At 44.5% G+C, this 11,027-nt stretch carries 11 protein-coding genes; 3 read left to right on the top strand and 8 right to left on the bottom strand.

From position 1 onward, the window contains the following. Positions 1–94: 94 nt before the first annotated feature. The 3 genes from PSE7429_RS17555 to PSE7429_RS17565 form a co-directional block, all read right to left on the bottom strand. Positions 95–1,612 (bottom strand): UbiD family decarboxylase, encoded by a 1,518-nt coding sequence (locus PSE7429_RS17555; RefSeq protein ID WP_009628642.1) that lies wholly within the window; start codon positions 1,610–1,612, stop codon positions 95–97. A gap of 188 nt (positions 1,613–1,800) precedes the next feature. Beyond that, the gene (locus tag PSE7429_RS17560) at positions 1,801–2,178 is read right to left on the bottom strand and encodes a M23 family metallopeptidase (protein ID WP_158467650.1); all 378 of its coding nucleotides are present in this window, start codon (positions 2,176–2,178) and stop codon (positions 1,801–1,803) included. Between the two features lie 354 nt (positions 2,179–2,532). Then, the gene (locus PSE7429_RS17565; protein WP_009628644.1) at positions 2,533–2,853 is read right to left on the bottom strand and encodes a tetratricopeptide repeat protein; all 321 of its coding nucleotides are present in this window, start codon (positions 2,851–2,853) and stop codon (positions 2,533–2,535) included. 69 nt (positions 2,854–2,922) lie between these two features. Between PSE7429_RS17565 and PSE7429_RS17570 the strand changes: the two genes are divergently transcribed. Continuing rightward, positions 2,923–4,341 carry an IctB family putative bicarbonate transporter gene (locus tag PSE7429_RS17570; protein ID WP_009628645.1) on the top strand — a complete coding sequence of 473 codons (1,419 nt, stop codon included), beginning with the start codon at positions 2,923–2,925 and terminating at the stop codon, positions 4,339–4,341. Positions 4,342–4,378: 37 nt separating this feature from the next. Here the strand turns inward: PSE7429_RS17570 and aroA are convergent, their stop codons facing one another. Then, on the bottom strand, positions 4,379–5,716 hold the full coding sequence (aroA, locus tag PSE7429_RS17575; protein ID WP_009628646.1) for a 3-phosphoshikimate 1-carboxyvinyltransferase: 1,338 nt from the start codon (positions 5,714–5,716) through the stop codon (positions 4,379–4,381). Positions 5,717–5,808: 92 nt separating this feature from the next. Here aroA and PSE7429_RS17580 point away from each other — a divergent pair, with 92 nt between their 5' ends. Continuing rightward, complete coding sequence (locus PSE7429_RS17580; RefSeq protein WP_009628647.1) at positions 5,809–6,453, top strand: hypothetical protein; 645 nt, start codon at positions 5,809–5,811, stop codon at positions 6,451–6,453. A 519-nt stretch (positions 6,454–6,972) separates the two neighbouring features. Here the strand turns inward: PSE7429_RS17580 and psbO are convergent. Further along, entirely contained in the window at positions 6,973–7,815 is an 843-nt protein-coding gene (gene psbO / locus PSE7429_RS17585; RefSeq protein ID WP_009628648.1) for a photosystem II manganese-stabilizing polypeptide, read from the bottom strand. Between the two features lie 246 nt (positions 7,816–8,061). On the opposite strand from psbO, the gene PSE7429_RS17590 reads away from it, so the two are divergent. Continuing rightward, positions 8,062–8,412, top strand: coding sequence for a hypothetical protein (locus PSE7429_RS17590; protein ID WP_009628649.1), 351 nt, complete (start codon positions 8,062–8,064; stop codon positions 8,410–8,412). Between the two features lie 216 nt (positions 8,413–8,628). Here the strand turns inward: PSE7429_RS17590 and petG are convergent, their stop codons facing one another. From petG to gloA, 3 genes are all read right to left on the bottom strand, one after another. Then, on the bottom strand, positions 8,629–8,727 hold the full coding sequence (gene petG, locus PSE7429_RS24615) for a cytochrome b6-f complex subunit V (RefSeq protein ID WP_071590170.1): 99 nt from the start codon (positions 8,725–8,727) through the stop codon (positions 8,629–8,631). Positions 8,728–8,807: 80 nt separating this feature from the next. Next, the gene (locus tag PSE7429_RS17595) at positions 8,808–10,247 is read right to left on the bottom strand and encodes an SGNH/GDSL hydrolase family protein (RefSeq protein ID WP_009628651.1); all 1,440 of its coding nucleotides are present in this window, start codon (positions 10,245–10,247) and stop codon (positions 8,808–8,810) included. 263 nt (positions 10,248–10,510) lie between these two features. Beyond that, complete coding sequence (gene gloA / locus PSE7429_RS17600; RefSeq protein WP_009628653.1) at positions 10,511–10,894, bottom strand: lactoylglutathione lyase; 384 nt, start codon at positions 10,892–10,894, stop codon at positions 10,511–10,513. Between the last annotated feature and the right edge of the window lie 133 nt (positions 10,895–11,027).

The raw sequence follows: 11,027 nt of genomic DNA on the forward strand, positions 1-11,027 counted from the left end.
AGTTGCGGCGCGAAGCGCCGCAACTCTATTTTGGTTTTGGCTATAGCTATAAAATCTGTGTCAATCGCGCCGCGATTGACACAGATTTTAGTTTTTATTTAATGTCGTAACCAAACAAATTGGGATCGGCTCCATCCAGTTTCAGATCTGCCAATCCGTACTCAGCCCATCGGCGCGTTACTCGATCGGCAACCTCAGGATCGCTCTCTAAAGGATCGCCCCAATCGCGATCGGTTTCAGGATAGATTTTGGTTGTCGCATCAATGCCCATCCGTCCACCTAAACCTTCCTTCTCACAGGCAAAATCGAGGGAGTCAAAGGGATTATCTGGCAAAATAAATACATCGCGGGTTGGATCGACCTTAGAGCTAAGTGCCCAAACTACCAGTCTCGGATCGCGAATATTGATCGTATGGTCAACTACGATCACAAACTTAGTGTAGGTAAACTGAGGCAATGCGCTCCAAAAGGCTAAGGCGGCGCGTCTAGCCTGTCCAGGATATGCCTTTTTGATGGAAATAATGGCGGCCTTATAGGAAAGGGCTTCCATTGGTAAAAAGAAATCGGTGATTTCCGAAACCTGCTGGCGGAGGATGGGAGTATAGATGCGATTAAGTGCGATCGCCATCATCGCTTCTTCTTTAGGAGGTAAGCCGCTAAAGGTGGTTAGATAGATGGGATCTTTGCGATGGGTCATGCAATGGAATCTGATTAAAGGAGCCTGCTCGTTAATCCCACCGTAATAGCCCATGTGATCGCCAAAAGGACCATCGGTTCCCACTTCATGGGGTGTAATCGTTCCTTCTAAAACATATTCAGCACAGGCAGGTACTTCTAAATCTATGGTTTTACATTTGGTAAGCTGTACGCCTTCATTACCATAGAGTCCCGCAAAAATCCATTCTGATAAATCTACAGGAATCGGTGTTGCGGCTGCCATGATTAAGACGGGATCAACCCCGATCGCGATCGCAATTTCGAGTTTCTTCCCAGCCTCAGTTGCTTTTCGCAAATGTCTTGCCCCACCACGTACAGATAGCCATTGTACCGTCATCGTGTTTTTTGACTGCTGCTGCAAGCGATAGACACCCACATTAGGAATGCCATTTTCGACATCTTTGGTGATTACTAGGGCGAGAGTGACGGCGCGACCACCATCCTTAGGATAGGGTTTGAGAATGGGAATCTGATCGAGATCTACTGCATCTCCCTGTAAAACTACTTCCTGACAAGGAGCGTTTCCAAATAGAAGCTTTTGCGGACGAGATTTAACTACATCAAAGAGAATCTTCCCGAATTCGATCGCCTGTGAGATTTTTTTTGGCGGTTTGGGACTTTGTAGCTTACCTAACTTCGTACCGAGTACTTCTAATTCTGACTGCTCCTTCATACCCATCGCCCAGCAGACTCGCTCGACTGTTCCTAGCAAATTTACCGCCACTGGTGTTTGATAACCCTTAACGTTCTCAAATAGCAGTGCTGGTCCTCCCGATTGCAGAAGACGATTGCTAATCTCGGCAATTTCTAGTTCAGAATCAACGGGGGCTTTGACACGATGGAGTTGTTTGCGCTCTTCGAGCAGTTTGAGAAACGATCGCAGGTCACGGGTCATAGGGCTATGGGGAATGGGAAATTGGTCAATACCCTATTGTAACTAAATGTTACGTTTATTACCCGTTAATCACCTAACTAATTCAAGGCTTCAATTGTAACGCGCCCACCTTGATCACACTTTAAACTTTGGCTAAACCACAGTTTAAAAATTCTTTCTGGGTTTTAATTAAAAGCAACGCGCTGTAATTAATTAGAAGACTGAATGACAGTATTTAACCTTACAGAACGGATATTTACATTATCCACAACTGGGCTGCTAGAACCAAAGTGAAGATGAATGCCAGTGGATTTAGCGCATTTGTTCCAAGGCTTGTCTGATGCGACAGTACCAATCCTTTCTCCCTGTTGGAAGCGCTGACCTTTCTGAATATTTGTACTATAGACATGAATAAGAGAATAGAAAGTACCATCATCGGCTTTTAATTTAATGGCGCGATGATTGTTACCTGCATTGCAAGTAGCAATAACGGTCACGTTAGCAGGAGCAAGAACAGGTGTGCCAGCACCTAGACCTAAGTCAATAGCTCTTAGCCCATAACCGTCAGCGTGGGCTGTTTGTGTCACTCTTGTTGATCCAGAAAAAGGCATGACATTAGCGTAGGTTTCTGAAGTAACAAAATAAGATAAGACACTGAAGGATGTTCCCAAAAGGAAAATTTTTCCTATTAATTTTTTATCCATAATATTTTTGAATTCCATTCAATATTTCAATATATTTCCACAAAATTTTAATAATTATACAATTATTGCTATGTACAAGTTATTGAGAAAACAGACAGCCTATTGTGAAGAAATTATCAAGAAAATAGGAATACATGCAACCACAGGAGAAATATGTCGTTTTTTGCAGAGATAAAAGTTACCCTTATAAATAAGGACTATCATGGCAAGAAAGTAGATTTTATCAATCTTAATTGCTTATAATCCTAGACTTTTAGCATGTGCACAGTCAGCATTTGCACCTTCGGCATCGCCAAGTTTTGCCTTTGCCATGCCCCGATTGAAATAAGCAGGCGCAGCATCGGGAGCTAACTCAATTACCTTGGTATAATCCTCGATCGCACCTGCATAGTCTCTAATTTCTGAGCGATCGTAGGCGCGATTGTAGTAGGCTTCGGCATAGGTCGGATCGATCGCAATTGCTTCGGTATAGTCAGCGATCGCCCCCTCAAAATCATCATGCTCGGCGCGTTCCATACCGCGATCATTATAAGCTTCAGCAGAATTTAGTTTTTCCATTTTTCTTTTTCCTTTACCCTCAAGGTGTCAAAATAACTTTACCCTAAGTTCAAATATGCCGATTGCTTTATGAATTCCAAGCTCAAACTACCCATACCCAAGTTTTTGCAACCCCTGCAATTATGGTGGCTCAGCAGCCAAGCTAGGTTTTTTCAAATAATTAGCCCATTGCAAGCGTGGCGCGAAGGTAGTCGCTTGTTGAGTGCTAAATTTCTGGGTGGCTTACTAGTGGTGATGCTGGCGACCTTGCCATTTTTAGAAAATGCGCAAACAGGGGTAATCGGTGCAGCCGTAGCGATCGCCTGGTTATTACTATGGCTTAGCGATCGCCGTGACGAGCAGGATCAATCAGTACCCATTTGGACCGCCATTCATACGCCTTTGATTGCTTATTGGGCGATCGCCTTAGTTGCCACTTTGCTATCACCCGTGCGGGTTGCGGCTGCCGATGGCATGGTGAAGCTCACGCTATATATGCTTGCCTTTGTGTCGATGAGCCGCTTGATGCGCTTGGGATGGCGATCGATTTTCATTGGGGCATATTTGGGTTCGGCGTTGATTGCTAGTGCCTATGGGGTGCAGCAATGGTATCTGGGTGCACCTGAACTGGCGACATGGACAGATCCTACTTCTGAGACGGCAGGCGTTACCCGCGTTTATAGTTTTCTGGGAAACCCCAATTTGTTTGCGGGTTATCTAATGGCGGCACTACCATTGGGAGCGATCGCGGCAATCCATTGGCGCAATTGGGGCATGAAGACCTTAGGAATATTGACGGCTATTTTGGGAGCCTTTTGCATTACGCAAACCCAAAGTCGTGGAGGACTGATAGGAATCGCCGCCGAAAGTTTTACATTGGTGTTACTTTTGGTTTATTGGTGGGGCAAACGCTTGCCGAGTTGGACTTTTCCTTCGGTATTAGGTGGAACCGCAGGGACGATCGCCTTGGGAACGATTCTCATCCCCACATTGCGTAAGCGGGTAGGTAGTATTTTTGGAACCGATGATAGTAGTAATGCCTTTCGGGTTAATGTTTGGCAATCGGTTCTTAATATGATTAGGGCGAAACCAATTTTAGGAATTGGTCCTGGTAATAAAGCTTTTAATCAAATCTATCCACTCTATCAGCGATCTGGTTATAGTGCCTTGGGTACTTATTCTGTACCATTGGAGATCACCGTAGAAACAGGAATAGTCGGCATAATTTGTTATAGCTGGCTAGTTTTTACAATTTTTCGTCAAGGGTGGTTTGGTTTAAATCGATTGAGAAGCGATCGCGATTCGAGTGGTTTATGGATTATTGCTGCGATCGCGACTTTAGTGGGAATGCTCGTTCATGGTTTAGTTGATACCGTCTGGTATCGTCCACAGGTGCAATTACTTTGGTGGTTGGCGATTGCGATTATCAGCAGCTTTTATATCGCTCCCATATCCACAGAGGAAGAAGAAAATAACTTGAAGTCAGAAGATTCTCTTGATTTAACTTGATGAAAAAGGAAAGAGGCGCAACGCGCCTCTTTCCTTTTTATTTGGAATATAAACTCTGTAGAGTTGGAATAAAGGAAGGATAGGAAATGGCGGCGGATTCGGCGCGGTTAATTGAAGTTTTGCCTTTGGCGACTAGGGCGGCGATCGCTAAACTCATCGCAATACGATGGTCGTCATAACTCTCTACTTCTGTACCCGTGAGGGCTTTTCCGCCAACGATCTCCATGCCGTCAGGACGTTCCGTTACATTTGCCCCTAATTTAGTCATTTCCTTGACCATCGCCACAATGCGATCGCTTTCCTTGACACGCAGTTCTTCGGCATCCTCGATAACAGTCGTTCCTTCCGCACAGGCGGCTGCGATCGCTAAAATGGGAATCTCATCGATCAATCGAGGAATTACCGCACCACCAATCCGACAAGCTTTGAGAGATGCCGATCGCACGCGTAGATCGGCAACAGGTTCGCCCGTAACTTCCCGTTGATTTTCGTAGGTAATATTAGCTCCCATTTCGGCAAGGACTTCCAAAACTCCCGTGCGGGTAGGATTGATGCCCACGTTCTCAATTAATAGATCGGAATTAGGAACGATGGAAGCGGCTACTAACCAAAAAGCCGCCGAACTGATATCTCCAGGTACGGTGATCTCTTGCCCTACCAACTTTGCGCCCCCCTTGACGGAAACGGTATTCGTTTCTACGTCAACGGTAACTTTCGCCCCAAAGGCTGCTAACATCCTTTCACTATGATCGCGCGATCGCTCTGGTTCGGTAACGATCGTCTCGCCATCAATCATTAGCCCTGCGAGCATGATGCAAGACTTGACCTGAGCCGAGGCTACGGGAGACTGATAGTGGATTGCTTTGAGATTTTGCCCTGAGATCGCCAAGGGTGCGCGCGCGCCATTCTCTCTGCCCCAGATATTTGCGCCCATTTGCCGTAGCGGATTGACCACGCGAGACATCGGGCGCGATCGCAAGGAACTATCGCCAGTCACCGTAAAAAAGCGATCGGGATGACTTGCCAAAATCCCCAACATCAAACGTAAGGTCGTTCCCGAATTCCCAGCGTTTAAAACATCTAGAGGCTCTTTTAAATTCCCCAGTCCGATCCCCTCGATCGTTACTAATTCTGAGTTAAGGGGAGAGATCGCTGCTCCCATCGCATTAAAGCAAGCCGCCGTACTGCGAGGATCTTCACCGAGCAACAAACCTCGAATAGTGGTTATCCCTTCCGCCAGAGAACCGAGCATCAAAGCTCGATGCGAAATTGACTTGTCTCCAGGGATGGTGATTTTTCCACGCAAGCCCTGCGGCAATTGGACTGCGTCAATATTTAGGAGGTGATGGGTTTGAGTAGTATCGAGGTCAATCATGTTAGAGTCAGTTAGCAATTAATATTACATTAAGACAAAATCACGGCAAATTTAGACTTAATCAACGCCATCAACGTCATCACCAGCTTTTTATGAATTCCCCTGAGCCAAATTCTGCTGATTTATCTACTGATTTATCTGCGGATGCAAATGCTGAGCTAAACCCGATCGCTACGGCAAGCATCGCAGAAATGGAAAGATCGCCAAGACAAAATCTCGGTTCGTTTCTTGATCGCCTTTATGGGACTTTGTTTTTACCGCAGGCAACTTTTGAGGAACTCAAGGCAAATCCTACCTTCCCGCAAGCCTTGATTGTAATTGCTTTGGTCAATTCGCTGGAAACCCTTCGCCTCGAGCGGTTTACGATTTTCAAAATGTTTGGCTCAATGATTAGCGCGGCGATCGGCTGGTTGTTCTTTACTTTTTTACTTCAGCAGTTGGCTAGTGTTTTTCAAAAGAAGGTCGAGATGAAAGTCTTATTGACCCTGACAGGTTTTGCCAGCTTGCCTTGGCTGTTTATGGCTCCCGCGCTCAGCTTGCCAATCCAGTCTCGGACGAACGCGGCGATTGCGGTCATTATCTGGTTTATCATCTGGCAAGTTTGGAGTGCCTCAGTTGTCTTAGAAATTAAGATCTGGAAAACCTTAACGATATTCCCTTTAGCGATCGCTGGTGGTGTGGTTGCTTTAATTTGGCTTGGTAATGCCTTTAAGTTGATATTTAGTATTTCGTTTTAAACATATATTTAAGAATGGGCGGCGCAAAGCACCGCCCATTCTTTTCTCTTTTTTGTCGGGTGATACCAATTCCCGAAAGTGTGACAACACTTTTGCGAATTAAAAACTAAGCCTAGTAAGTTTTTTCAAGTTATAGTGCTTTGCGCTCAAACCCAAACTAAGGAAATTTTTGAAAGCCTTGCTTTGCAACGCTTTCAAAAATTTCCTTGTGGTTCGTTTGATCGATAATTGCTGTAAGTCAAGTGACTGTAGCTGCTTGACTTAGATCGCGATCGCTACAAAATCAGAAAAGCAAGAAAAAGCAAGAAAAAAGAAGACATGGCTAACCAATTTCTTCTTTTTTCTCGCTTTTTAAAAATTAAGGCAAGGATTTATAAGTAGCTAGGCATAGTTAATTAAAGATCCAAACCTGTAGAGTTGCGCTCCTGCGGGGCGCAACTCTACAGGTTTCCGTAATTTATTTTGTACAAGTACTTATGATTAAGGATGGATATCCTTAACTATTTAGCACTACCAAAATTAAGAATTAACTTTTCCGTAAAATACACCGCGAATGAGGACTTCTTTAGGTTCGACACCGCCAAGGTCATTGTCAGAGGTTTGCTCGGTCTCAAAAGTACCAGCGATTTCGCCAGTATCAGCATTGAGCTTAGCGATTTGTAAAGACATCGTGCCTTTGGAGGTGGAGTCATCCTTAACACTTCTGTTATCAAAGGAGTTACGCTTTGCAGGTAATGCTTCCGCAGAGTCATATCCGATCGCTAAACCACGTCCCTTAGGATCGATAAAGCCAGAACCGCGATAGGTGGGAACATCAGTAGATCCAATGAAATCAACCGATGTCGTGATGCCATTGACACCAGGAGCAGTGGTAGCCTTGAAACCCTTGATAGTGAATAGAATCGCTACCAGTTCGCCACCAGGCATTTTAACGGTGATGGGCTGATAGTCTAGACCATCGGTTTCGATTAAGTTAAGACTGCCATCGGCGTTACCCGTAACCTTTGCCTTTACAAAGTCGAGACTCGAAGTCGAGCGTGTCATCAACTTGCTAGCTACAAACTCAGGTTTTTTACGCTTGTTAGAGGATTCTTCTTTAACAAAAAATGAGGTTGGTTCTAAGCAAAGGTCTGTAATTTCTACAGATTGACCAACTCCCACAGGGATAAAGTTACGACCACCGCGAGAAGAACCGAGAATGTCCGAACATTTATTGGCTAAACCAGTATTTACAATTTGGTCGTAGGTCAAGCCTGGCTCAACTGCGGCGATCGCATTGATTGCAAACAGCCCGCTTGCCGCTAACATACATAAACTGATACACAATGTAAAAATTGCTTTCGTAAAACTACGAAATTTCATAAATAACCTCTTCTTAATTTAACGGGATTTAACAGGATTAAACGGGTAGTATCTTAGAGTTAGGACAGATAGCGCAAAGCACAGACTATGATAACTCTGTTAAAAATACGATCTAGTTTGGGATTTTAAATTGAGATCGTTAAGGAGTTGGTGGTGCTCTAGACTAGCCATAGAAATAAGCTCGCCAAAGACACTTACATTTGTAAAATTCCAATCATCATATTATCGCGCACGAGGGTACTTAGCTTGGCACAAACTGAAATCCAATCACAGAAACAATCACAACAGGGACAAACTGATGATTTGTCTGAACTGGAGCAGCTTACCGATCGCCTATGGCAAACTGCTCAGGCTCAGCAGAGTAGTTCAGCCAATCTTTTGCAAATTTTGCGAGTCCTCGAAGCACTCCATAAGCGGATTCGTGACGATTTGTTTCAACCATCTCTGCCAACTAGTCGGCATGAGCTTTTTAATCTCCTACGCGATATCGAGACAAATGGTGGCTGGCCGCATATCTATCGGATGAAAATCAATGAGATTTGTCGATATTTAGAGCAACCCGAAGAGCCTGAAGAAGAAACCAAGAGTGACGACTAAAAGAAATTTTTGAGCGATTTTTGAGGCGATTTTCGAGACAAATTCCAAGTTTGTACCAAAAAACAGAAGAGGTGTAAAAAACCTCTTCTGTTTTTTATTTTTGATATAAGTAAGTGGGCTTAATTAAATACAAAACCCTAAAACCTGCGGCGCACGCGCAGCGTGCGCCGCAGGTTTTAGATCTGGATTTTAATTATGCTGAAGTACTTATTCGGGCTAGACGCGACGGTATTGCTGATAAGCAGCAAAAAACAGTCCGCCAAGGGTAATGAAAATGAGACCGAGGCAAATGCCCGACAAAATTGGTTCTACCATAAATATTTATTAAACTCACTAATCCTATTTAGTTTAACGTCAGTTCGGGTTAAGCGATCTACAATTTTGCAATGTGAGCCTTACAGTCCTTTAAGGGGTTGTAGGCTCTCAGGTAAAATATTAGTCTTATTGATCGTGGGCGCTTCTGGAACTACCACTGGTGGCTTTGGCGTATCTCCTTCTCCAGTCGGCGTATTTGATTGAGGCTGCACTAGAAATAGTTGCTCAGTGCTTTCATAGAGTTTTTGTGCCAACAGATCATTTGCCGCTTCAGTTAAATGAATCGGATCGATAAAAGCCTGTTGATTTGTATCTTGAAAGACCTGATAGAAATTAACAAATTTGGACTTCAGGGAACTATTGTTAAGGGTTTGTTCTGCCAGCTTGTAGGCATTAGCGGCGCGATCGCTATATTCTTTGCCCAAGGATTTGAGAATACCTTCTTCCTCTTTAGTTAAGGATTTTTGCTTGCCAGTGATCTCAGGCTGAAGCACGATCAAAGAAGGGATACCATTAGCCAGCTTGACCATTTGCTGCGTATTGTAAAGATAGCGGTCAATCCTTTTTTGGAGTTCCTTGGGATCTTTAGCCAGTTGTTCGGCATTAAAGGTTTGGTATTCAGAACTAAATACGGTGATATCGGCAGGAGCCACCCATTTTTGCCAAGCCTTGACTAGGTAAAGCGAATTTAACCAATTATTAAATTGCTGGGTTTGATGCTGTCGATATTGAGCGATCGGATCGCGTAACATTTGCTCGACGTTCCCGATTTCGCGAGCAGGTTGATTGCTAGGCGATCGCATATCCTCGTAACCATCCAAAATCAGCAATGCGTTGGGATTATAGGCAAGCGCTCGATGGGCTAGTAAGGCAAGTTCATTACCAGAACTATATCCAGGAGCGGCGGCGGCAATCACACGGTAACTCCCATCACGGATCCTTGGGGGCAAAGCTCGCATTGCCTCAATTTGATCGGCAAAGTAGGGTATTTCCTTAGGTTTAAACTTTTCAGGGCTGCTATTTTGAGCGCGAACGCGATCGTTCAGCAATTTCTCAATTTTAAATGCCAAAGCCTTTTGATTCTTTTCCGCCATGTTTGTAAAGGCGGTAGAGCCACCCACTAGAAATATGCGGATCTCATTAGCAGGCTTTTCGATCGGAACAGATGAATCTTGGCGAAAGCCCTGATCGTTGATTTGCCAATAGTCGCTACTCTGACTGGGTAATATTTCGTAGCCCAACAGAGGACTACGTTTTATATGCAACAACCCTGCATCGGGCAGCCCAGGATAGTTATTACCATTGGAATCTTGCAACTTAAATGCATAGGACTGGGCGATCGCTACAGTTTTATTGGGGACGAGTTGGTTAGTACTGCCAGTTGCTAAAACGGCTCCTCGCGCGATCAGTTCCGCCAATATCAACAGTAAAGGTAAACCAATAAAAATAAGGAGTAGAGTGTTCCGCAACCAAGATTTGCGCTTGGATTGCCAAGAGGAAGTATATCGGGGTCTACGCATGACTAGGCTACTGGTGTGCAGCTTTAAAGCTTATAACAATTTTTATATCAATCTTCAGAAACTTATATGATATATGAGAAAAACAGGGATTCGCTTAGACTCCGTATCCCGATGGCTGAGCGAAGTCGAAGCCTCTCGCAAATCATTTAGGATTGCTATAGGTAACGGGGCACAATTAGAGACCAGAGCCAAAAGCTGTAGCGCAAGCGCAGCTAGCGCCACAGCTTTTGAGTCGTTTTTTGAATTATGCCTAGTTGCTTACATTATTTCAATTGAATTAGTTCGATCTTATAGCCATCGGGATCTTCGACAAAGGCTATTACGGTAGTCCCATGCTTCATCGGTCCTGGTTCCCGCGTGATCTTGCCACCTTTTTCCCGAATTGCATCGCAGGCTGTATAGATATTTTCCATACCCAAAGCAATATGCCCGTAGCCTGTACCGATGTCATAGGCGTTGGTATCCCAATTGTGGGTTAGCTCGATTACGGCATTGCTAGATTCATCGCCATAGCCAACAAAAGCGAGGGTAAACCGCCCATCGGGATAATCTTTGCGACGTAAGATCTTCATGCCAAGGACATTGCTATAGAAGTCCAGCGATCGCTCTAAATCACCAACCCGAATCATCGTATGTAAAACACGCATTTTGGTTTTTCTCTAAATTTAAGTAGCTATACCAATCTTATAGCTACAGTCACTTGCCTGAGGACAAATCAAACCGCAAGAATTGACTGGCGGCGCTTCGCGCCGCCAGTCAATTCTTGCGGTTTATGCCCTG

It is taken from the genome of Pseudanabaena biceps PCC 7429 (assembly GCF_000332215.1).
Lineage (GTDB): Bacteria > Cyanobacteriota > Cyanobacteriia > Pseudanabaenales > Pseudanabaenaceae > Pseudanabaena > Pseudanabaena biceps.